General features: G+C 41.4%; 21 protein-coding genes. 13 read left to right on the top strand and 8 right to left on the bottom strand.

Annotated elements, in window-relative coordinates; translation table 11 throughout:
* Positions 1-8: 8 nt before the first annotated feature.
* Positions 9-224, bottom strand: a complete 216-nt coding sequence (locus ACH8E3_RS05935; protein WP_458631694.1) for a heavy-metal-associated domain-containing protein — start codon at positions 222-224, stop codon at positions 9-11.
* Positions 225-314: 90 nt separating this feature from the next.
* Between ACH8E3_RS05935 and ACH8E3_RS05940 the strand changes: the two genes are divergently transcribed.
* The 8 genes from ACH8E3_RS05940 to ACH8E3_RS05975 all read left to right on the top strand — a co-directional run bounded on the left by ACH8E3_RS05940 (position 315) and on the right by ACH8E3_RS05975 (position 10398).
* Positions 315-464 carry a V4R domain-containing protein gene (locus ACH8E3_RS05940; RefSeq protein WP_458631695.1) on the top strand — a complete coding sequence of 50 codons (150 nt, stop codon included), beginning with the start codon at positions 315-317 and terminating at the stop codon, positions 462-464.
* A 185-nt stretch (positions 465-649) separates the two neighbouring features.
* Positions 650-2260 carry an ABC transporter substrate-binding protein gene (locus ACH8E3_RS05945; RefSeq protein ID WP_458631696.1) on the top strand — a complete coding sequence of 537 codons (1611 nt, stop codon included), beginning with the start codon at positions 650-652 and terminating at the stop codon, positions 2258-2260.
* Between the two features lie 70 nt (positions 2261-2330).
* Positions 2331-3281 (top strand): ABC transporter permease, encoded by a 951-nt coding sequence (locus tag ACH8E3_RS05950; RefSeq protein WP_458631697.1) that lies wholly within the window; start codon positions 2331-2333, stop codon positions 3279-3281.
* A gap of 4 nt (positions 3282-3285) precedes the next feature.
* Entirely contained in the window at positions 3286-4131 is an 846-nt protein-coding gene (locus tag ACH8E3_RS05955; RefSeq protein WP_458631698.1) for an ABC transporter permease, read from the top strand.
* Positions 4132-4146: 15 nt separating this feature from the next.
* Positions 4147-5166, top strand: coding sequence for an ABC transporter ATP-binding protein (locus ACH8E3_RS05960; RefSeq protein WP_458631733.1), 1020 nt, complete (start codon positions 4147-4149; stop codon positions 5164-5166).
* Positions 5159-6157, top strand: a complete 999-nt coding sequence (locus ACH8E3_RS05965) for an ABC transporter ATP-binding protein (protein ID WP_458631699.1) — start codon at positions 5159-5161, stop codon at positions 6155-6157. The genes ACH8E3_RS05960 and ACH8E3_RS05965 overlap by 8 nt, the downstream gene beginning before the upstream one ends.
* Before the next feature lie 49 nt (positions 6158-6206).
* A complete protein-coding gene (locus ACH8E3_RS05970; RefSeq protein WP_458631700.1) occupies positions 6207-6656 on the top strand; it encodes a hypothetical protein in 450 nt (149 codons plus the stop codon).
* A 529-nt stretch (positions 6657-7185) separates the two neighbouring features.
* Positions 7186-10398 (top strand): DEAD/DEAH box helicase, encoded by a 3213-nt coding sequence (locus ACH8E3_RS05975; protein WP_458631701.1) that lies wholly within the window; start codon positions 7186-7188, stop codon positions 10396-10398.
* Here ACH8E3_RS05975 and ACH8E3_RS05980 read toward each other — a convergent pair.
* From ACH8E3_RS05980 to ACH8E3_RS05995, 4 genes are read right to left on the bottom strand one after another with little or no spacing between them, the layout of a single operon-like run.
* Positions 10332-10691, bottom strand: coding sequence for an MGMT family protein (locus ACH8E3_RS05980; RefSeq protein ID WP_458631702.1), 360 nt, complete (start codon positions 10689-10691; stop codon positions 10332-10334). The two genes, ACH8E3_RS05975 and ACH8E3_RS05980, sit on opposite strands and share 67 nt — an antisense overlap.
* A 33-nt stretch (positions 10692-10724) precedes the next feature.
* The gene (locus ACH8E3_RS05985) at positions 10725-11279 is read right to left on the bottom strand and encodes a DUF4825 domain-containing protein (RefSeq protein ID WP_458631703.1); all 555 of its coding nucleotides are present in this window, start codon (positions 11277-11279) and stop codon (positions 10725-10727) included.
* Positions 11269-11952, bottom strand: a complete 684-nt coding sequence (locus ACH8E3_RS05990) for a permease prefix domain 1-containing protein (RefSeq protein ID WP_458631704.1) — start codon at positions 11950-11952, stop codon at positions 11269-11271. Before ACH8E3_RS05990 ends, ACH8E3_RS05985 begins: the two co-directional genes overlap by 11 nt.
* Positions 11952-12299 carry a PadR family transcriptional regulator gene (locus tag ACH8E3_RS05995; RefSeq protein ID WP_458631705.1) on the bottom strand — a complete coding sequence of 116 codons (348 nt, stop codon included), beginning with the start codon at positions 12297-12299 and terminating at the stop codon, positions 11952-11954. Before ACH8E3_RS05995 ends, ACH8E3_RS05990 begins: the two co-directional genes overlap by 1 nt.
* Before the next feature lie 243 nt (positions 12300-12542).
* Between ACH8E3_RS05995 and ACH8E3_RS06000 the strand changes: the two genes are divergently transcribed.
* Both ACH8E3_RS06000 and rnhA read left to right on the top strand, forming a co-directional pair.
* Positions 12543-14117, top strand: a complete 1575-nt coding sequence (locus tag ACH8E3_RS06000) for an ATP-binding protein (protein ID WP_458631706.1) — start codon at positions 12543-12545, stop codon at positions 14115-14117.
* Positions 14118-14177: 60 nt separating this feature from the next.
* On the top strand, positions 14178-14837 hold the full coding sequence (gene rnhA / locus ACH8E3_RS06005) for a ribonuclease H (protein WP_458631707.1): 660 nt from the start codon (positions 14178-14180) through the stop codon (positions 14835-14837).
* A 61-nt stretch (positions 14838-14898) separates the two neighbouring features.
* On the opposite strand, the gene ACH8E3_RS06010 is transcribed toward rnhA, so the two are convergent.
* Together ACH8E3_RS06010 and ACH8E3_RS06015 are read right to left on the bottom strand one after the other, a co-directional pair.
* Positions 14899-15276: a hypothetical protein gene (locus ACH8E3_RS06010; RefSeq protein WP_458631708.1), complete on the bottom strand. Its 378-nt coding sequence runs from the start codon at positions 15274-15276 to the stop codon at positions 14899-14901.
* A gap of 120 nt (positions 15277-15396) precedes the next feature.
* The gene (locus ACH8E3_RS06015) at positions 15397-16275 is read right to left on the bottom strand and encodes a cation diffusion facilitator family transporter (RefSeq protein ID WP_458631709.1); all 879 of its coding nucleotides are present in this window, start codon (positions 16273-16275) and stop codon (positions 15397-15399) included.
* Between the two features lie 277 nt (positions 16276-16552).
* On the opposite strand from ACH8E3_RS06015, the gene ACH8E3_RS06020 reads away from it, so the two are divergent.
* Together ACH8E3_RS06020 and ACH8E3_RS06025 are read left to right on the top strand one after the other, a co-directional pair.
* On the top strand, positions 16553-16780 hold the full coding sequence (locus ACH8E3_RS06020; RefSeq protein WP_458631710.1) for a DNA-binding protein: 228 nt from the start codon (positions 16553-16555) through the stop codon (positions 16778-16780).
* 160 nt (positions 16781-16940) lie between these two features.
* Entirely contained in the window at positions 16941-18854 is a 1914-nt protein-coding gene (locus ACH8E3_RS06025; RefSeq protein WP_458631711.1) for a copper amine oxidase N-terminal domain-containing protein, read from the top strand.
* 107 nt (positions 18855-18961) lie between these two features.
* Here ACH8E3_RS06025 and ACH8E3_RS06030 read toward each other — a convergent pair whose 3' ends face one another.
* The gene (locus ACH8E3_RS06030) at positions 18962-19783 is read right to left on the bottom strand and encodes a hypothetical protein (RefSeq protein WP_458631712.1); all 822 of its coding nucleotides are present in this window, start codon (positions 19781-19783) and stop codon (positions 18962-18964) included.
* A 329-nt stretch (positions 19784-20112) separates the two neighbouring features.
* Between ACH8E3_RS06030 and ACH8E3_RS06035 the strand changes: the two genes are divergently transcribed.
* Complete coding sequence (locus ACH8E3_RS06035; RefSeq protein ID WP_458631713.1) at positions 20113-22500, top strand: Ig-like domain-containing protein; 2388 nt, start codon at positions 20113-20115, stop codon at positions 22498-22500.
* Positions 22501-22532 lie beyond the last annotated feature (32 nt).

Here is a 22532-nt window from a genome sequence, read left to right on the forward strand (position 1 = left end):
ATTCCTCCTTATTTTGTATTCAGAATCTGAAATCCTAGCTTAGTGACGATCTTAGAGATCGCTTCTGATGCAATAACACTCGTATCGTACTGCACTTTGACCTTGCTGGATGTGAATAGAACCTTTACTTCGTGGATACCTTCCTGGTTACCTAATGCCTTCTCTATCTTCTTAATGCAACTTGGGCATGTGAGTTGTTCTAATTGCAAAGTCATTGTTTTCATTGTAATTCCTCCTTGTAGGTTATCTTCTTGCTTGTTCTCAGTATAAGGTGGAACACAATATATTAAATTGATCTAAATCAATTATGGAGAATGATATATGTCTTCTATGATTGTTTCTGTGAAGGACTACCCGTCTTGGAGGGAGCTCTCACGAAAATGATGGGTAAACGCGTCAGCGTGCGAGAAGTGAAATGCAATGTTCATGGGGATGAATATTGTAAGTATGATGTGAGATACTAAGAGAAGTATCTAAAATATATCTTAATGTATGATGTAAAATTTGCGATGTATAGTCGGTATGTAACCGACAATACATCGTTTTCTTCTTTTCAATAGAATAATTAAAATGATAGGGTTATTGTAACTCCGAGTATTCCGATATATAATCGACAAACAGAATAAATATAGACATGGAGGAAATGAAAATGCATAAAAGATTATCTGGATTGATTGCTTTAATGGTACTAACGTTAGTGATTAGTGCATGCTCTGGTGGAAATAATACGACATCTGGTGGTCAAGAACCAGCAGGATCTCAAGAACCAACTACAAATAGTGAGCCGAAAGATGGCGGTAATCTGATTATCGGAGTCGCAGCTGATCCGGTCATCCTAAATCCACTATACGCTGGTGATCGCGTAAGTCTAACGATTGATCAATCGCTATATGCGCCATTGTTTCAAGTGAATAACGGTGTGGAGACATTCTATCTGGCAGATAGTCTAACCCTTTCGGAAGATAATCTAACTTATACGTTGAAGTTGAAGGATGGATTAACTTGGCATGATGGAGAGAAGCTGACGGCAGATGATGTTGTGTTCACAATCGACAGTATCTTGGATGAGAAGCAGAACAGCTTTCTAAGATCGAACCTATTGATTCATGATCAACCCGTTAAAGCGGTTAAGGTCGATGAGCAGACGGTAGAATTCCATCTTCCACAAGTCAGCCCTGCATTTGAAGCTACCTTAGTGCAGATCTTCCCAATTCCCAAACATATCTTTGAGAATGAAGCGAATATGGAGAAGAGTACGAAGAACGCTGAACCGGTTGGATCCGGACCTTTCAAATTCAAAGAATACAAAACAGGTGAATACTTAACACTCGAGAGATTTGATCAATATTTTGGTGGCAAGCCTCATTTGGATTCAGTTACTTATCGGATTGCAAAAGATACAAATGCTGCTAATCTTGCTCTACAGAGCGGAGAGATTCACGTTAAATATTTAGATCCGCAAGATGTCGGAACGATCGAAGCTACGAACAACTTCGAGATTCTCCCTTATAGTGAAGGACGCCTATCCTATTTGTTATTCAACGCGAACAGTGACACAGGAGCTCTAGCTAAAAAGGAAGTTCGTCAGGCCCTTTCCTTAGCACTAAGCCGTGATGAACTGATCCAAACGGCATACACCTCTAGTGAATTTGCAGATCCAGCGAAGTCATTCTTAACGCCAGATGCCCTATACTTTACGAATGAAGTAGCATCTTTCGATAATGACGTGGATAAAGCTAAAGAACTGCTACAATCGGCGGGAATTACTAATCTGAAGCTTAGATTTATTGTTCAAAGTGGTAATAAGACGCAGGAAGCTATCTCGCTGTATGTACAACAAAAGCTGAAGGCGATTGGTGTTGATGTTGAACTTCAGAACATGGATTCTACAGCGTTTGTACAGAAGTTAATTGATCTGAATACGACAGACTATGAACTAGCCGTTACAGGTTATATTATGGGATATGACCCCGATGCTTACCGCATCTTGTATTCTTCAGATGGTAATTCCAACTACTCTCATTATGAGAATAAAGAAGTGGATAAACTACTTAATGAAGGAGCCGGTGAAGGGGATGCCACGAAGCGGGGCGCTATTTATGAGAAAGCCCAACAATTAGTGGCAGAAGATGCTCCTATCTATCCGATAGCTTACACGAAGACTATCGTAGCAATATCCAAAGGTTACGGTGGCATTGAAGAAGCAGTATTGAAGCCGGTCGTTATTTTTGAAGACTTATCCAAAATTTATCTTAAATAAGTACTGCAAAGAAATAAGCTGGTTCGCTCAGCTTATTTCTTTGCTACTAATGAGCTAGGAGAACATCTACATGAGACAACTCATCCTTCGAAGATTGTTGCAAACCATACCGATGCTATTTTTTGTATCGGTTGTATGCTTTACGATGGTCAAGTTGGCACCAGGGGACCCGGTGCTTTCCTTTGTTACACCGAATATGCACGCAGAAGATATTGAGCGTATTCGCCATAACCTCGGACTGGACAAGCCAGCATACATTCAATATTTCATATGGATCAAAGAAGTGGTGCAGGGAAATTTCGGTTATTCCCTTGTGAATCACCAACCTGTACTGAAACAGATCTTGGAGCGGTTACCCGCAACGGCAGGGTTAATGGGGAGCGCCATTGGTCTTGCGGTTATACTCGCGATTCCATTGGGCCTTCTTGCTGGAGCCAATCGGAACCGTTGGATTGATAAATCGGTCAATTTCATCGCTTATGTTGGGATTTCAGTCCCCTTATTCTGGTTAGCTATCATTCTTATGTACTTATTCGCTATTAAGTTACAGGTGCTACCTAGCATGGGGATGCGCACCATTGGTGTGCAATCCGCAACAGATGTCATAAGGCACGGTATTCTGCCTTGTAGCGTTCTAGCGTTTAGCTTTCTAGCTAGCTATGTTAGATACATTCGCTCCAGCACGATTGGGCAATTCAAAGAAGATTATGTCCAGATACAATATGCGTTTGGATCCAATAAGACAACGATACTGTTCCGCCATGTATTAAAGCATGTGCTGTTACCTGTCATCACACTACTAGGTATGTCTATGGGTGAGTTGGTAGCGGGTGCCATCGTGACAGAGACGGTATTCTCATGGCCGGGTATAGGATCTTTAGGAATGACAGCAGTTCGGGGAATGGACTACCCGGTCATTATGGGCATTACCTTATTCTCTTCCTTAATGCTTATCGTAGGCAATCTGGCGGCGGATATTCTATACAACATTGTCGATCCACGAATCAAACTAACGAGGTGACCCCATGAATAGAAGTAAGTGGAAAAGTGTTGGAAGTGAGCTATTTACGAATAAAGTGGGGGTCGCTGCCCTCATGATTCTAATCGTGTTCTCACTAGCAGCTATATTTGCCTTTTTATCGGGTTATGATCCCAATGCACTGGATATTACCCAACGTCTTACGTCACCCGGAGCAGACCATTGGTTCGGAACCGATGATTACGGTCGTGATTATTTCACTAGAGCCTTGTATGGCGGTCGTGTTTCTCTGTTAGTAGGATTCGCTTCTATGATTATAGCAACCGGTATCGGTGTGGCGGTTGGTGTGATTAGTGGTTACTTCGGTGGCTGGATAGATAACCTATTAATGCGAATGCTCGATATTGTAATGTCGATTCCTTCTTTCCTCATTCTATTGCTACTTAGCGTGTATTTGAAGCCGAAAGTTGGTAACATTATCATTATTATAGCCTTGCTTATGTGGATGAGTATCGCTCGGGTAATCCGAGCTGAGACGATGGCCATCAAGGAGCGGGAGTATGTGTTATATGCGAAAGCTTCCGGGCAAAGTGCCTACGGAATTATTATCAAACATATTGTTCCGGGATTATTGCCCGTGATCATTGTTGGGGCAACGAATAACATTGCATCTGGGATTATGATGGAGTCCTCTCTAAGTTTCCTTGGATTTGGAGTCCAACCTCCGAATGCGACTTGGGGTAGTATGTTGAACAATGCGCAGGGCTACATTGCTCAGGCGCCTTATTTAGCACTATTCCCAGGATTATTGATTCTACTTACTGTCCTTAGTTTTAATGTATTGGGTGATATTTTACGAATTGGCTTTGAACCGAAGTTGATCAAGAGATAGGAGTGTGAAGACATGATGACGGAACGACTACTGACTATCGATGATTTGAAGGTTTCATTCTATACGCAGGGTGGAGAGAATCAGGCGGTCCGTGGTGTCAGCTTTCACATTGATGCTGGCGAAACGATTGGGATTGTTGGTGAATCCGGCAGTGGTAAGAGTGTTACAGCCAAAGCCATTATGTCGTTAATTACACCACCGGGTGAAATTATCGGAGGAGACATCCAATTTCGAGGTCAGAACCTTAGAAATTTATCCGAGAAGCAGTGGAGAAAGATACGTGGCAATCAGATCGCGATGGTCTTTCAGGACCCTATGACTTCACTGAACCCAGTGAAGAGAATTGGCCAACAACTAACCGAAGTGATCCGCCGACATAGAGGATTAAATAAGCAACAAGCTCTTGTCGAAGCAGCAAGCATGTTACAACAGGTCGGAATTCATAATCCCGAACAGCGATTACAGCAATATCCACATGAATTCAGTGGGGGCATGCGCCAGCGGGTAATGATCGCTATGGCTCTGTCTTGTGAGCCGGAACTGTTAATCGCTGATGAGCCCACGACAGCACTCGATGTAACGATACAGGCGCAGATTCTAGATCTTTTCAAAGAGTTAAAAGAGAACACGCATACGGCAGTAGCACTGATTACACATGATTTGGGTGTGGTTGCACAGGTGTGTACCCGTGTGATTGTGATGTATGGCGGGTTAATCATGGAAGAAGGTACGGTGGAAGATATATTCTATCGTGCACAGCATCCATATACGAAGGGTTTGCTTCGTTCTATCCCCAAACGAGATGGACAATCACGCGAACGACTTATTCCCATAGAAGGCACACCGCCCGATCTGTTAAATCCACCCCCGGGTTGTCCCTTTATGGAACGCTGTCCCCATGCCTTCGCACAATGCGTTGAACATCCACCGCATTTCGAATTATCTCCTAGTCATCGCTCAGCATGCTGGCTAGCGGACACTTTGCAAGATGAGCAGACTGTGGATGGGGATGTAAGGGGGAGATCTAATGAGTGAGAGTAAGATTCTAGTTGATGTTAGAAACCTTAAGAGACACTTTTCTAAAGGGAAGGACATTTGGGGCCGTGACACAGAGGTGAATAAAGCTGTAGATGGAGTTAGTTTCCAGATCCATAAGGGAGAGACATTCGGATTAGTAGGGGAATCTGGAAGTGGTAAGTCCACCGTAGGACGCTGCCTTCTACGATTATATGATTACACGGATGGCGAAGTATCCTTTGATGGACAGCCACTAAGTAAGCTTGGGGAGAAGCAGTTGAAGCCGTTTCGTAGACGGATTCAGTCGATATTTCAAGACCCCTATTCATCGTTGAATCCAAGTCTTACTGTACTCGATTTGATTAGTGAACCTATGAAGATTCATGGATTATACCAAGGTGAAGAACGTAAAGAGGCAGTCGCTATGTTGCTTGAAAGGGTAGGGTTGAAGCGGGAGCATCTCTATCGATTCCCCCATGAATTCAGTGGAGGGCAGCGTCAACGTATTTCAATCGCTAGAGCGCTATCGGTAAGACCGGAATTCGTTGTGTGCGACGAGCCAATCTCGGCCCTAGACGTATCTGTTCAAGCGCAGGTCGTGAACATGCTTGAAGATTTGCAGTCGGAGTTCGGGCTAACCTATCTGTTCATTGCTCATGACTTATCGATGGTGCGCCATATTTCAGATCGGATTGGTGTCATGTACAGTGGGCATCTTGTAGAAGTTGCTCCAAGTGATGAGTTGTATGAACATCCCGGTCATCCATATACGAAGGTATTACTTTCTTCGATTCTCGAGCCTGATCCACATGCGGTTAGCGAAAGGATTGTCATGAAGGGTGAAGGTGCGATTGCCGGCTTCAAGTCTGGCGGATGTCAATTCCGTTCGCGCTGTCCATATGCCCAAGAGCAATGCGAGGCGGATGACCCAGATCTGCGGGAAGTCAGTCCGGGACATTTTATCGCCTGCCACTTTGCAGAGTCTATACTCGCTAATGGCGATGAATAGATAGATACCGACACCATACAATATACACAACAAAGAAGGAGGGTTAGTTATGACAGATGTCTTACATCGTGTGAAGTTATCCCAATGGCATGCGTTATTACTAGAGTCCTTACGGGCTTTGAACTGGTCGGATGAAGAGTTGCTAAGAAGAGTGTCGGAAGGTGACTTGCCAATTGACAAGAGTGAATTCGAATTTGATTACACGCAACTGACAACATTCAATCTTGAACAGCCAGAGGAATTCAAGCAGGCCGTACAGGATGGTTATCAGATTAAATATAATACCATTCGTGGTATCCGTAGCTGGATTGTTATTGCCCTAGGTAAGGAAGCTACACTTGAATTAGAAGAGGGTAAGGAAGCTGTCATGGTGGCACTAACGGCAGCCGAGAAGAATCGGTTGGAATCCGTCCTATCCTTGGGGTGGGAGATTCATACGGAACACCTAGCAACAGAGGCTGGCAACGAAGAGTATCGAATTGAGCCTATTCGCAGATAAAGGGAGTCTATGTTAACTAGATGATTGGTAATGTAATTTAGGTAGGTTTATGAACAAGACAGGCTTAACGCATAGCTGGCATCGATACTCTGATATGCTCCCATCATTATAGTAGTAGAAGGTTTTGTTATTTCTACTGTCTACTATGATAGGAGCAGTTCATTCCATCGACGTCAGCTTGTTTCTTTGTCCTAATAGTTGCATAAATGGTGCTTATTATGATTGGAAGTGGTGATGGGAGAGAAATAGTTGCTCAAAAGACAGTTAAAAGTGGATGTATAGTGAAAAGGGGCAGTTATACAGTATTTAGATACACAATATGCAACTAAACATCACTTCCGAGAAGACTAGCTGAATGTAGATACACAATATGCAACTATTCAATCGAGACATGCCAATGGAGACATGCCAATCGAGACGCAATCACAATTAAACTTCTCGTCCCTTCTCACCTAGTTGCAGTTGACCGGTTGAATATCTGTTATCATTAGAACTAAGATAATGTTCTATCATCAGGAGGATATAACCAATGGATGTTGAGTTGACCCCGAACCTCATTAAGCAATGGTGTGGAAAGACCTCCTTTGATAAAGGAGCAGCCTACGTTAGAGCTAATAAAGTTACATTTACATATACGGATTTGGAAGAGGGATCCTACACAGCAATCGTTCAAGGTAAAAGCCGTGAACAGGTAACGATAAGAACGGATATGCATGGTGAAGTCAATGCAGCGTGTACGTGTCCCACATTATCTTCATATGATCTCTACTGCCAACATATTGCGGCGGTACTACAGAAGGTCCATGAATTACAGCAAACTCAGCAGAACGCTATCCAATATTCTACGAGTGATAAGAATCAACTGGCTAGCTCCATATTGGAACTATTTACAGATAAAGCTCGCCGTTCTACCCGTGTTCGGAACTATTTAGATGCAAGAACACCTCTTCAAATGGAGTTCACTTGTAGACCCATCGCTACAAGAATTAACAAGTTCATGTTCGGGATTGATATGAAGGTTGGAATAAATCGATTGTTTGTTGTGAAGAACATTAGACGGTTTCTAGGAGCTATTGAACGGGGCGAACCTTATACGTTCTCTAAGCATTTCACCTACGACCCATCCCTTCACAGTTTCACTACAGAGAATGATGAAGTGATTCAACAACTACTTCTTGTGAATATCCATGAGGGTATGCATGATCAATCTTCTATTTATAGTAATCGAAGCATCACGATTCCACCAATCTATTGGGATAAGTTATTGCAACGACTAGAGATGGCGCCTAAAGTGAGACTCGTACAAGGGGATCAAATCGTAGAGGGGATCCATATATCAGAGGAAGGCCCTTCGCTTCAATTCGAGTTCAATCACTCTACATCAGAAGGGTATTACTTAGATATAAATGGGTTCGATGATATAACGATTATGGAGTCTTATGGTGTCATCGTATGCCAGAGTAGACTTGTGAAGTTATCCGTTCATGATTGTAATCGTCTTATGGAGCTAAAATTGATGATGGAGAAATCGAATGAACCGTATATCCGGATACCACTGGAGCAACTCGATCCATACATGGACAAGGTTATCCCGGGCTTGATGAAGCTTGGGCATGTACATATTGCAAAGGTTGTCTCTGAACGAATGGTACGAACGCCTCTCAAGGCTAAATTGTATTTGGACCGTGTGAAAGATCGCTTACTGGCAGGATTGGAGTTTGAATATGGGAGAATCATTATTGATCCCTTAAATGAAGAGAATCGTGAGCAGCAAGGCGATCAATGGATACTAGTACGAGATGGTGAGCAGGAGAGACGCATTCTTGATCTTATGGAACAAAGCGCCTTTACTAGGGCAGAAAGAGGATACTTCTTAGCCGATGAGAATGCGGAGTATCACTTCTTATACCATATTGTCCCGCAACTCGAGAAGTTGCTACAGGTATATGCCACGACTGCTGTGAAAGCGAGAATCCACCCAGGTCTAAACGCTCCGAAGATTGTTGTAGATATGGATTCCAGACATGATTGGTTAGAATTTAAATTCGATATCGATGGAATCCCGGAGGATGAAATACGTGATCTTGTGAAATCGTTAGAAGAGAAGCGAAGATATTACCGGTTGCGAAATGGTGCCTTAGCTCCTTTAGAAGGTGAGAAGTTTCAGAAAATGCTACATTTCATGAATGAAATGGGCATAGGTACGGGGAAGATGGTAGGTTCTGAGATTCGAGTACCGGTTGTAAGTGGACTACAAGTAATGGACTATCAGGACAAAGGTGCTACTGTGAGTATGGGCAAGTCATTCCGAAGACTTCTTGAGAATATGCGTAACCCCGATCTACTCGACTTTCCCATTCCACAATCGCTGAGTGGTGTGCTTCGAGACTATCAGCAATATGGGTATCAATGGATGAAGACGTTGGCTCACTATCGTTTTGGTGGGATATTAGCCGATGATATGGGGCTTGGTAAGACATTGCAGGGTATTGCATTTATTGTCTCGGTATTACCTGAGATTAGGAAGCGAAATACGCCAGCACTTATTATTGCACCAGCCTCACTGATCTACAATTGGAGGAATGAACTGAAGAAGTTCGCTCCAATGCTGGTCACAACCATCATTGATGGTACGCATGGGCAACGAAGTCGAGTATTAGAAGACTTATCTGGATTAGATGTGATTATCACCTCGTATCCGCTGCTTCGTAGAGATGTGGGAGAGTATATCGAGACGACTTTCCATACGCTCATTTTGGATGAAGCGCAGACTTTCAAGAATCATAATACGCAGACCGCGAAGGCTGTGAAAAGGATCAAAGCAAGGCATCGTTTTGCCCTAACGGGTACACCTGTGGAGAATTCAATTGAAGAATTATGGTCGATCTTTGACGTTGTATTCCCTGAGTTATTCTCGAATAAGAAGACGTTTGCTAATCTAACTCGAGGTGCCATAGCTAAGCGAATTCGTCCCTTCATTCTACGACGTCTTAAGAGTGATGTGTTGAAGGAACTACCTGATAAGATCGAGACGGTACACATATCGAATTTACTGCCCGATCAGAAGAAGCTCTATGTAGCTTACTTGGCTGAATTGAAGCATGAGACCGTGAAGCATCTTAAAGAGAATAGCTTCCAGAAGAATAGAATTAAGATTCTAGCAGGGCTAACCAGACTTCGTCAGATCTGCTGTCATCCTGCTCTGTTCGTGCCAGATTATAAAGGTAGTTCAGCTAAATTCGAACAACTTCTGGAGACGATTGAAGAATGTCGTTATGCGGGCAAAAGAGTATTGATCTTCTCCCAATTTACCGAAATGCTTGGCTTGATTAGACGGGAACTTCATAAACAGGATGTATCCTTTATGTATTTGGACGGCAAAACGCCTGTCTCTGAGCGTGTAGATTTGTGCAATCGATTCAATGAAGGAGAAGAAGATGTATTCCTTATTTCATTAAAGGCTGGGGGAACGGGGCTGAATCTAACCGGTGCAGATACCGTTATCCTTTATGATCTATGGTGGAATCCTGCTGTGGAAGAACAGGCAACGGATCGTGCCCATCGTATGGGTCAGACCAATGTTGTGCAAGTCATTCGACTGGTGACACAAGGAACCGTGGAAGAGAAGATGTACGAGCTTCAGCAGAAAAAGAAAGACCTCATTGATGAAGTCATTCAGCCAGGTGAGCAGTCATTGTCTACATTCTCGGAGCAAGAAATCCGGGATATATTAATGATATAGTGGTAGATGGATAGATCGATGCGACCGTTCATATCGAATTCAACTCCTTCGTCCTCCAATAATGATCTCTGAAGAAAGTTCGATTCATCGTCTTGAATTGATATTTCTCCCTTGGCATTGATTACCCTGTGCCAAGGAAGGTTATATTTATCGCTCATAGAGTGAAGGATCCGCACAACCTGTCTAGCACCGCGCGGACTCCCTGCAAAGGTAGCCACTCCACCGAATGTCATCACCTTTCCCCTAGGAATATCTCGAATGATTTCAATAACTTGTTGCGTAAAAGGTTGCATATGGGACAACTCCCTTTCTATTTGCTCGATGTGTTATTGGAACACCGTACGCATGGCATCGGCGACATAGGATTCATCACTAAGCTTACTTTGAACGAGTTGTTTCCATGTGTGCTCGTCTGTAAGTGTAGATAAGTCCACGTTATACCACTGTGCAACAGCACTTCGCGTAACAGAATAAGAATCCTCCATGAAGATAAAATGAATTTCATCAAGGTTGTCGATTAAAGAGAACGCAGCACTAGCATTATAGATTAGGGATTTTTCAAGATGCCCTTTATCAATAGCTAATATATTCTCTTTGAAATGCACTTCGAAGGTGAATGTATCAGGAAACTGCTGAAATGTCCTGTCAATGTTAGCTAAGGGTAATGATCCCATCAGATGTATGTTATTTGTAGCATTACCCATGTATTTATTACGATATTTCAATATGGATGTCACATCATGTGTGAGCGGGTCTTGCTGATCCTGTGCATATTGTTCTTCATTCTTAGCTAATCGGGGGTTGATAACCCCATAGACGAGAACAGAAATGATGATACCAAGGAGTAACAAACCGACAATAATGAAATTTCTATTTTTCATAAACGTCACCTACTTCGTATTTATACATAAGCGTAATGGCCTTGTTGAATAGTAAGGGGATGATGATGGAGAACAGGGGCAACAGAAAAGGAATAATAATGACTGCAAACTGATAAGGACCATTGATGTGTATTGACCTCATAAACCAAATATGGCTTCCGAATCGAAGTGCAACGTTAGTCATGAATGTTGCAATCATGAACAGACCCCACACGGTCCAAGCTATTCGTCTGTATCGTTGGAAATATTCTATTGAAAGAGTAGTAACTTTATTCATCCATGGAGCGTTCTTATTACTATGTAACAGTAAGAACACGACCCCACATAGAATGACAAGCACCATCATAGATAAGTTGAAAAGGGTTGTTGTACCTATGATGCCTAGGGGAATCGTAAGTATCCATCCAATTAGGATGTATATCAAGGCAATTTGTACTAGCTCTAACTGAAGTCTATGCACATAGACTTGCGGGTTGCTATCAATAAGTCCATCGATGGAATCCATATGGTCGATAGCTATGGTTATGGCTTGATCTTCTAGCATACCATTAGCGATGAGATCCGATACTTTAGCTTCAAGATTGGATGTAATCTCGTATTTCAGTTCATTTGTTTGTTTATTATCTTTGTATTTAGAGAATAAATAATCAACGTGCTGATGTAACCGTATCATTAGACATCCTCCTTCTTTTCTATAAGTTGGTCAATTAAAGGCTTTGCAATCCGCCAAGCAGCAATATTGGCTGCATACGTGTCGAGACCTGACGGTGTTACCGAGTAATATTTACGTCTACCACCTTGACTCTCATCACCCCAATAAGAAGAGATGAATTGTTGTGTTTCTAGTCTCTTTAGACTGCTGTATAGCGAGGGTTCCTTCAATTCATAATATCCCTGACTATCGTTCGCTATTGTTTTTATGATTTCGTATCCATAGTTATCGCCCTCACTTAGAACACGAAGTATGATGGTATCTACATGTCCACGGATTAATTCCGAACTAATCGTGCTACGGGTCACAGTTCTCACCTCTGAACTACAATTTAACGCATATTACTATGCGTGTCAATGTAGTTGGCAAAAGTGACATGTCTATGTAAGTATATGTAATCCACTTTTATAAAAATGTAGAGAAAAAGTAAGTTTGGGAGTACAATGAGGGATACAATATCATCATTTTTATTATTTTATTAGGTTTTTGTACCTATTACTTTAGATTCATACTCAGTGTCTTGTGAGAACGATATTAAAAAGGGTGAGACGATGATTTGGGAATCGAAGCAACGATGTTTGCAAATAGGCATTAATCCGATACTAGCCCCAGTGTTTCACACATGCTTCACAGACGTGGAGTTAGAAGATCAATTATATAAGTACAAGGATGTTATGGGTATCATCCTCTTATTTATCGATAGACTCTTATCCTCTATGGCTGATCATGAAGTTGTGCTATTTATTACGGATAACAACGGATACATATTGACGATAAAAGGTAACCTGTCCTTCCTGCATAAGGTGAGATCGCTAGGCATTACAGAAGGGGTACGATTTAGTGAAGACACAGGCACAAATTCGATTGATTTATGTCTTCAATACGAACGACCTATTGCGATAGTTGGCGAAGACCATTTTCATAGGATGTTGAAAAGTTCTGCTTGTTATTCAGTACCTATGTATGGGGAGGATCAACAGATGATAGGAACGTTGTCGTTAATGACGGAGGAAAAGCATGCACATCCACAACTTCTTCATGTGTTAAGTACGATTACCGATGCTGTGAAGCATGAGATGATGTTGCGCCATGAGAATAATCAATTGAATATATTAAATCAAGCATTGCTTGGTAATCAATTATACGGAATTGTCATAACTGATTCTTCTGGCAATATCCTAGAGATCAACGAGAAGTGTATTAAAATATTAGATCTCAACACAAGTGAACGAAGTGAGCTGATGAATTCTTCCGTGACTCGTATATCGGCTATAGGGAAGTATTTCCGTCTCATGTTCGATGAACAGACGGCCTGTACGGGTATAGAATTATGTCTACAAGTACAGGATTCACAACATCACTATATATTAGATGTCATCCCGGTGTTTGATGATACACAAACGTTAATTCGTGTGGTGGGAAGTCTTCAGGATATTACAGAAATGAAAAAGACAGAGGAAATGTTACGCAATATAGAGAAGTTAATCTTTGCAGGTGAACTTGCGGTAAGTATTGCACATGAGATCAGAAATCCGCTCGCAACGGTGAAGGGATTACTTGAGTTGTCGCGCACGGATGCAATACATCATTATGATCTGATCATGTCTGAGCTGAATCGAATGGATTTAATCACTAGGGATTTCATGATTTTAGGCAAGCCCCAAGCAACACAATTTAATCAAGATTATTGTCATACGATTATTCAAGAAGTATTAAGAACCTTCCATATCCAAGCTGAACTGAATCAAATCTCAATTGAATATGATATGATTCAAGACAAGAAAGTCCATTGCGATAGGAACCAATTGAAACAGGTCTTTCTGAATATTCTAAGCAATGCGAAGGATGCCTTACCACAAGGTGGTATTATTCAAATTGCGTTAGAGGTCCAAGGTGCTTTTCAAAGGGTGCGAATCAGTGACAATGGCGTCGGAATGTCTGATGATGTGTTGAAGAAGGTAGGCGAGCCATTCTATACTACCAAAGAGGATGGCAATGGACTCGGGATGACCATCGTACATAAAATACTCGCGTCACATGGGGGTCACTTAAATCTAACAAGTGATGTAGGTCTTGGAACTACGATTGATATTTATATCCCAATTGAAGCAAAAGATGCTCTATGATGGATTGATCTACATTATCCTTAGAGCGCATTGAAGTCTGATTAAGAAAGGATGAAGATCATGGCACAGCAGAAATATTATGTCGTGTGGGTTGGATATAAGCCAGGGATCTATACGAAGTGGTCTGAATGCCAGGCGCAAGTGACCAAATTCAAAGATGCTAAATTCAAATCATATGATTCTAAAATAGAAGCAGAACGAGCATACCAAGAAGGCTGGAAGCTACATTGGGGTAAGAAACAAGCTACGGGAAATACTTCATCTAGCGTGAATAAAGGGAGTAGAGCATCAACTTCTAGCACAACAATAGAAGAGATTGATTATCATAGCATTTCCGTGGATGTTGGAACGAGAGGTAATCCCGGTCCTATTGAGTACAGAGGTGTTGATACACAGACGGGAGAAGTTATATTTGCACAGGGACCTATACCCAATGGTACGAATAATCTTGGCGAATTCTTAGCGATCGTCCATTCCTTAGCTTACTTGAAGCAGGAGGAAAGTAAGAAGACGGTCTATAGTGACTCTAGAACAGCTCTGAAATGGGTAAGAGAGAAACAAGTGGCAACAACCTTGAAAAGAGATGACTCCACGAAGGAAGTGTGGGAATTAGTAGACAGGGCGTTACACTGGCTACACACGCATGATTACGATAATAAGGTTTGTAAATGGGAAACAAAGGAGTGGGGCGAGATCAAGGCTGATTATGGACGAAAATAGTCTAATTGTATAAGAAAGGTACTGCCAACATTACGGCAGTACCTTTTATGTGAGACGTCATTTATGAAATACCATATACACTATGTGTAATCACATCTCGCACTTCTGATTTCTGTTGTTCATATTGATCTAATGTAAGACTACCCTGCGCATATCTTTCATCTATGAACGTTGTTAATTCCGCAACCTGCAAGTTAATCACTCTGTTAATATCGACATCATTCGTCTGAGCTAGATCAGCTAGTGTACTGCCATCATATAGTTCATTATATAATTCTTCATCTGAAGATAGCTTAAGAATATCGATTAAGTCTTCTTTGATTGGAGCTATTGTAGGAAAAGATAACATAAGTGGACTTGCACTTGCTTGACTATTCCAAGAAGCTCCGCCGACGGTTATAGCAAATACTAAAGAGCCGACGATCATTATTTTCTTCATAATAACCTCTTTCCGAAACAAGTAGTGATTTCATTTGGTCTGATTATCATGTTAACGCTCCAATATGAGTAGCACCTTAAAGGCAGTTAAAAAGATTATAAACTCCAAATATTCATGCATTTAGCCATTCGATGTCTCGCTGGGTTCAATATGAATATTAACATGCGAAATTTGGTGTGTGTCGAGCATCCGATCTTCAACATCTTCACTTATGCCATGACTCTCGACGACATTTAAGTCACCATTCACCTCAATAGTAACATCAACTAATACATTGTTACCTAGCGTCCGTGCTTTGATATCTTTAATAGATTCGACACCTATTGTACCGGCAATCGTTTGTTTTATCTCATCAAGTTGTGTCTCATCAAATCCATCCGTTAAGGCGTGAGTAGCATCTCGAAAGATATTCCAAGCGGTCTTACATATAATGAGGCCTACAACGGTTGCAGCTAGAGGGTCTAACCAAGGTAATCCGAATTGTGAACCAATGATTCCTACAAATGCACCAATACTTACAAAAGCGTCAGAGCGGTTATCTTGTGCTGCTGCATGAATGGCATTGCTATTAATTCTCCGAGCAAGACGGATGTTGTATCTATATACCATGAACATCACAAGCGCACTGAACAATGCCGTCCACGCAGCGATCAGACTAGGTGTATGAATGCTGGGTTGGAAGAACTTCTGTACCGCTTGGAATAACACCTGAATTCCGACAATAATCATGATGAATGATGCTAATAATGCCGCAACGGTCTCCGCACGGAAATGCCCATACTTATGATCGTGGTCAGGTGGTCTGCGGGATATCTTCAGTCCGATAAGAACGGCGAATGAGGCTATAATGTCTGTTGTATTATTAAGTCCGTCAGCAAGTAATGCAGCGGATCCAGAAGCCAATCCAATTATTAATTTAAGTGCAGAAAGACATAAATAGGATATGATACTCACCCATGCGCCTTTCTCTCCTTCTTTAATTTCACTGTAAGCATCCAATGTCGTATACCTCCGAATTTTATGGTCTCTAGATCATACTGGATACGAGGTGTGTGGGTCTAGAGAAACAGTATTGCCCTTATGCTTAAAAATAGTACCTTAACAACTTATTTCGTAAGGGGAATCGGTGGATTTGTTTTTTGGAAAAATATGAAAATATTAGAAAAGACGACAAACATCCTTACATAGCACACAAGAATGAGTTCTCATGGTATAATGAATATATTAGTCTAGTGTAGATCGGCGATTGTTGAATAAGAAAGGTTGATGACATGAGATGCAGGAATTCAAAGATTGGAATCAAAAACTAAAGAAAACGTTTAACGCTACGAGCAATGAAGCGGTGCTAACCGTTACAGAAGCTGGGAATCGACTAGGCCTCACGAAAGATCAAATGAAAGTGTACGTGGAGAAGCACAAACTAAATAAGATCCCTATTATGAGAAGTACACATAGATATTTATTGCTTGAAAAGGAAATAGAAGCAATATTAGAGAAGGCTTAATAAACCTAGTCCTAAGTGCATAGTTATATTTAAAGACACCCGAGATGGTGTCTTTTTTCATTTTTGTGCAAATCAGGGAAACTTTTGGATGGTTGATTACGTCTTAGTCTCTAGGAACGAAATATTACTGTTGAAATCAGATTGAAGGAGGTTCAAAAGAATGAAGAAAGTCTTATCTATTCTTGTGTCATGTGTAGTGGTATTCACTGTAATGCTTCAAATGCAAGTACATGCAGCAGGGCCCATTGGTGTGTATATTAATGGCGTCAAGTTAAGCACCGATCAAGCACCCATCCTCGTAGATAATCGCGCATTATTACCATTGCGAGCCATTTTTGAGGCGCTTGATGCAACAGTGTATTGGAATCAAGACACCAAGGTTGTGACAGCCAAGAGAGATGGAGACACCATTATACTGAGATTAGGTTCCACAACAGCAACGATTAATAACACTACTGTATCTTTGGATGTACCCGCTCAGCTTGTTGCAGGAAGGGTGCTTGTACCTGTTCGATTCGTTAGTGAAGCACTCGGAGAGACGGTAGACTGGAACTCATCAGCTCAAAGAGTATCGATTACTACAACCGTTAAACTTCCCCCAGTAAGCTATATTCAGACCAAAGTGATTAATCAAATGGGAAATGGGAGTGACTTACAAGTTAATTTTCCTAAAGTCCTTGATGAATCTGCTGTGAGTCAATATCGTATCTATGTGGTCAAATCTTCGTTATCTTCATCTTTTAACCTTACAACAGCTTTGTTGAACACGAATTACACTTCAGTTCCTCTTCAAGGAAGAGACATCACCGTAACATTATCCGCTCAAGCTAAAGATACAAGTGGGGAATGGATTAAATCTAATCAATCTTATGTTGTATATGTACTGACAGAGGGTAAAGGGGCAACGCCTAGCGTACTTTCGAATTCCTCATCTACGGTTCATATTCTAGCAAGACCAGCGATGGAAGCTGTAACAGGTGTGCTCGCTAGCGATGTTGCTGATTATGGCGATGGTCGTGATATGCTCGTAAGCTTCAATAAAGTAACGAATGAGACTCAAATAGGTTCGTATCGGATCTTCATAGTCAAAGCGAATCAATCCAATGATTTTAATCTTGCTAAATCAAAGTCGATCCGCAGTTCTAACTACACATTAGTCGGCAAGAAAGGAACGAATATACATCAGCTTCTTACATCGGGTACAAAAGATACAGATGGGGCAGCTATTAAGAATGGCGTTCCTTATCGGATATTTGTGATGTCCGTGGGCACGGGCAGTTGGGCTGGGGACGATGCATTATCAGCTTCATCTGTGCTTAGTTTAGGATGGAATATGAGCGTTAGCCCAGCAACGAATCCAGTCATAAGTGATATCAATGATTATCAGGATGGTCGTGACTTCCTGATATCTTTTAAACGTGCTATTGAAGAATCTAATATAGGTCATTATCGAGTGATGGTTGTGAAGGGTGAGAACGCTGTTAATTTCAACCTAGCAAAGGCTAATGCTGTAGCTAGCGCAAACTATACGTATATTGCTAAGACGGGTAACCATATCAGTCAAGTGCTATCTTCCAATGCTAAAGACGTAGATGGTGCCAAGATTAAGAATGGCGTGAATTATCGCGTATTTATCTTGGCTGTAGGGAATGCAAATGATGCAGCCAGTAATATGCTATCTGGTGTCTCAAATGATATCGTCCTATCCAGTGTCGAAACGGTAGCCCCAGTAACGGGTATTACAAGGGTATGGGACGAAGATGAATCTACATGGACAGTTAGCTTCGATAAACCGGCGAATGATCAGCTTATTGACTTCTACGAAGTGATGATTACCACAAACCCTAAGTTATCTCTAGCAGATGCGAATAAATTCAGTGTGACTTCCGCAGTGTATCGTGTCATTTATAAGGGTGATATTCCAGGATTTATAATAAATAAGGATTCTAGAGACGTTACTGGAACGAAGCTCAAATCGGATGAAGACTATTATGTATATATACTGTCAAGAGCAATGGGAACGAATAATAATGCGCTATCCCTAGCTTCTAAAAGGATCACCATGGAAAGATAATGATCCATGGTTCTAACTGAAACATAATATAAGGAAGCCTAGGACTCGAGGTCCAAGGCTTCTTGCTCTCATTGGATGATAGAGATGGAATCTATCCAGGCCTTCGTTTACTTCTGTGCAGGGATCTGGCTTCCGGTATTCTTGATAATGTGGCTAATCTGTTCTTCGAGGGCTAGTACCTTCTGTTTGTGTGTGAACACGCTCTGTGCATGTGTATATAATGTTTCAAGGAATGATACGGTGTGACTTACACTATTATTATGTATGTATTTCTTTAAGGTGGATATCTCTGCAACCATCTTCTTCTGAGATGTGCTTGCTGCATTCTTGGCTACCTTAATATGTACTCGAAGTGGTGTAGTTGGATCGAGTAGTTCACGCAACTTCTTCTTAGTTGCTGTAGAAAGTCTCTTGGCTGTGGTGAATTGGCTTTCCTTGTTTCTGATATCTGTCCGGGCAAGTTGAACGGCTATCTTCATGCCTTCGGATTGGGAATGAAGAAGTTGATATAGGTCTTTATGGGTTAACTTCTTCGCGATAGCCTTTTGACGCTGAAGAGATTCGTACATACTGAATAATGGTGTATAACGGTCTCTTGCTTGCGTAAGTTGGTTCTGTAATGTTGTGATCTTATTGAAATCTAGCAATTGTATTTGTTTCTTTAATATAATAAGTGCTTCTTCGTTCTGATATTGGACAATTTTGATCTTATGATTCCACTCTTCTGCTTGCTGTTGGAGATTGAGAATATGGGCATAACGATTTCTCATCATAGAACCTGTAGACCCCTGAGCAGATGCTACCATGGTATCGAACTTAGACTGTGTGGTAGTTGTTAATTCCAGAGATCCAGCAGCTGCTGATACAGGTACACACATGCACAATAGTAGGGTGAAGAACAATACATGGACTCTTTTCATCATCATCATAATCATAACCTCCTGGATAATTGCACGCGAAAAAACACCTGTAAGTAGGGCGGTTAGCCTTACATTACAGGTGCTTCCTGTTGTGAGAGTTGATCACACGAACCAATTTCCATAAATATACATGGAAATCATAAAGGAGTCAATCTCTTTTAGATATTCAGTTGTCTAGTGATATTTGTATATAGTAAAGAGCATCATCAACGATATAATCAGTCACACGATATGTTAGAAATATAAAGATATGGTGGAGAACCTAATCTTTTTATTCCGTAGTGCCGATATTTAATATAACTACACAGATTGAAAAAGAGAACTGGAGGGAATTAAAATTGTATATTAGATTCAAAAGATCATTACTGATGTCATTAATTCTTATTATAAGCTTGGCGAGCGCAGGTACCACTTGGGCTGCTGCAACGGTGTCAATAATTAAACTTGAGATTTCCAAAAGCGAAGTATTCCTAGAAATCGGGTCAAAGGATACACTGACAGTAACCGCTTATTATGACGATAGCACGAAGAAGAACGTAGTTGTAACCGACTGGATTAATACGGATGATACCGTTGCAACCATTTCTAATGGTACTGTGACTGCTAAAAAGGAAGGTACCACTACGATGAAGGCCTCCTTCGGCGGAATACAATCTCATATCGTAGAAGTTCATGTGAGTAAGAAAGTTAAATCTTTAAGTAAAAATGTGCAAAGTCTCGACCTTCGTAAGGGTGATACTAAACAAGTTATATTAGAAGCAACTTACGTGGATTATATTGGTTCGGAAGTTGTTACAAATAAAGCAGATTGGTCTTCAAGCAACAATGAGGTTGCTACAGTCGTGAATGGTGCTGTGAAGGCTCAAGCTTCAGGCGTAGCTACCATAACAGCTACATATGGCAATCAGACCGTGACGTTAGAAGTGAACGTGGAAATTGTCAAAAGACTAGATCTAGATATAGATACATTGTCCTTATTGTTGAGTGATATCAAGACTGTTGTCTTGACAGCTACGTACCCAGATGGGACGCAGAGAAATGTGTCGGAAGATGCGAAGTGGACAACGAGCAACAAAGATGTGGCAGATGTCATTAATGGTAAGATTACTGCTTATGGTGCAGGAACAGCAACCATAACAGCAAGTTATGGTACAGAAACAGTAACCCTTGTGGTTGATGTGGATAAGACCCGCAAGTTGGTTGTGGACAAGCAGAATGTATATTTAAGTCTGATGGATAGTGGTACGAGTTCCCATCAATTAAAGCTAACAGCTGTATACCCTAACAGTGCAGATGTGGTTGTAACCGATCTAGCAACATGGACTAGTAGTAATCCATCGATCGTGTATGTTAACAAAGGTAACTTATTGGCTGAGGGTGTTGGTTCGGCTACGATCACAGGTAAATATGGTGATAAGAGTGTCACTGTGAAGGTTGATGTTGATGTTCCTCGTCATCTGGACCTTGAGGATCAAGTGGGAATGAGTCTCGGAGAAAGCAAAACGCTAACGTTGGATGCTTCTTATGCTGACAAGCCTAATAAGACCAATGTAGCTGACAAGGCCGAATGGACTTCAAGTGATGCAACTATTGTATATGTATTAAATGGTCAACTCACAGCTTATAAAAAAGGTGAAGTAACCATTACTGCAGCCTATGGAGGAATAACGGTAACAACGAAAGTTAGCGTAGATATTCCTATCTCTATATCGCTAGATGCGAAGACGATTGATATTAAGGAGGACAGTCCATATCAGGCTAGTCTGATCGCTGTGTTTGACAAAAAGGTCGTTGGTCATAAAGAAGATGCTAATCTAACAACTGAGGCTGAGTGGAGCTCGAGTGATGAGAAGATTGTTGAAGTGGATAGTGATGGACTGATTACAGGTCTAGCAACAGGCACAGCAACCGTTACAGCATTGTATGATAAGATCAAGTACACGATGAAGGTCAATGTTGGATTGGTTGAAGATCTTGAAGCAGATACGCATCTATTGGTATTAAGTTCTGGAGAGAGCAAGGATATCGTGCTTACAGCGAAGGATTCATCAGGTAATGCTGAAGTATTTACGCCAGCAGATGTCACTTGGAAATCAAGTAGCACATCCGTGGCTGCAGTCAAAAATGGTACAGTGACTGCTTATGCAAAAGGTAAAACAACCATTACTGCTGAGTACGGTGGTCAGAAAGTGACTGTTCTGGTAGAAGTAGATACCATTAAAAGTATTGAAGCATCGCACCAGTTCGTCTCATTGAAGACGGTAAATGCTGCGTCTAAAGAAAAACAACTTAAGGTGGTTGTTACATTTAATGATGGTTCAACAAAGGATGTAACCGATCTAGCTGAATGGAAGACAAGCAGTTACAAAATTGCAACAGTGAACAAAGGAAAGGTCATCGCAGCTGGATATGGTAAGACAAAGGTTACCGCTAATTATGCCGGTAAAACAATCAGTATTCCAGTAGAAGTGGATCAGTTGAAGTATTTACAGACAGATAAAGTTAGCCTGAAGATGTCTCCTGGACAACAGGTTAATGTAGTTGCAACAGCTACCTTCACTGACGGAAGCGATGATAATGTATCTAAGGAAGCGTTGTGGACTTCATCGAAGATCTTAGCGGTTAGCGTTAAAGATGGTGTCTTAAAGGCAAATGGTAAAGGCAAGGCAACGATCACTGTTAGTTACGGTGGTAAGAAGGCAAAGGTTGTTGTCGTTGTAGAATAATTATAAATAACAAAAGAGTGGGTTCTCTGTGA

Source organism: Paenibacillus sp. CMAA1364 (assembly GCF_054373195.1).

What these genes read in the sequence shown, in the direction of transcription:
- ACH8E3_RS05935 (WP_458631694.1), bottom strand. Translation starts at nt 224, where the DNA reads ATGAAAACAATGACTTTGCAATTAGAACAACTCACATGCCCAAGTTGC.
- ACH8E3_RS05940 (WP_458631695.1), top strand. Translation starts at nt 315, where the DNA reads ATGATATATGTCTTCTATGATTGTTTCTGTGAAGGACTACCCGTCTTG.
- ACH8E3_RS05945 (WP_458631696.1), top strand. Translation starts at nt 650, where the DNA reads ATGCATAAAAGATTATCTGGATTGATTGCTTTAATGGTACTAACGTTA.
- ACH8E3_RS05950 (WP_458631697.1), top strand. Translation starts at nt 2,331, where the DNA reads ATGAGACAACTCATCCTTCGAAGATTGTTGCAAACCATACCGATGCTA.
- ACH8E3_RS05955 (WP_458631698.1), top strand. Translation starts at nt 3,286, where the DNA reads ATGAATAGAAGTAAGTGGAAAAGTGTTGGAAGTGAGCTATTTACGAAT.
- ACH8E3_RS05960 (WP_458631733.1), top strand. Translation starts at nt 4,147, where the DNA reads ATGACGGAACGACTACTGACTATCGATGATTTGAAGGTTTCATTCTAT.
- ACH8E3_RS05965 (WP_458631699.1), top strand. Translation starts at nt 5,159, where the DNA reads ATGAGTGAGAGTAAGATTCTAGTTGATGTTAGAAACCTTAAGAGACAC.
- ACH8E3_RS05970 (WP_458631700.1), top strand. Translation starts at nt 6,207, where the DNA reads ATGACAGATGTCTTACATCGTGTGAAGTTATCCCAATGGCATGCGTTA.
- ACH8E3_RS05975 (WP_458631701.1), top strand. Translation starts at nt 7,186, where the DNA reads ATGGATGTTGAGTTGACCCCGAACCTCATTAAGCAATGGTGTGGAAAG.
- ACH8E3_RS05980 (WP_458631702.1), bottom strand. Translation starts at nt 10,691, where the DNA reads ATGCAACCTTTTACGCAACAAGTTATTGAAATCATTCGAGATATTCCT.
- ACH8E3_RS05985 (WP_458631703.1), bottom strand. Translation starts at nt 11,279, where the DNA reads ATGAAAAATAGAAATTTCATTATTGTCGGTTTGTTACTCCTTGGTATC.
- ACH8E3_RS05990 (WP_458631704.1), bottom strand. Translation starts at nt 11,952, where the DNA reads ATGATACGGTTACATCAGCACGTTGATTATTTATTCTCTAAATACAAA.
- ACH8E3_RS06000 (WP_458631706.1), top strand. Translation starts at nt 12,543, where the DNA reads ATGATTTGGGAATCGAAGCAACGATGTTTGCAAATAGGCATTAATCCG.
- rnhA (WP_458631707.1), top strand. Translation starts at nt 14,178, where the DNA reads ATGGCACAGCAGAAATATTATGTCGTGTGGGTTGGATATAAGCCAGGG.
- ACH8E3_RS06010 (WP_458631708.1), bottom strand. Translation starts at nt 15,276, where the DNA reads ATGAAGAAAATAATGATCGTCGGCTCTTTAGTATTTGCTATAACCGTC.
- ACH8E3_RS06020 (WP_458631710.1), top strand. Translation starts at nt 16,553, where the DNA reads ATGCAGGAATTCAAAGATTGGAATCAAAAACTAAAGAAAACGTTTAAC.
- ACH8E3_RS06025 (WP_458631711.1), top strand. Translation starts at nt 16,941, where the DNA reads ATGAAGAAAGTCTTATCTATTCTTGTGTCATGTGTAGTGGTATTCACT.
- ACH8E3_RS06030 (WP_458631712.1), bottom strand. Translation starts at nt 19,783, where the DNA reads ATGATGATGATGAAAAGAGTCCATGTATTGTTCTTCACCCTACTATTG.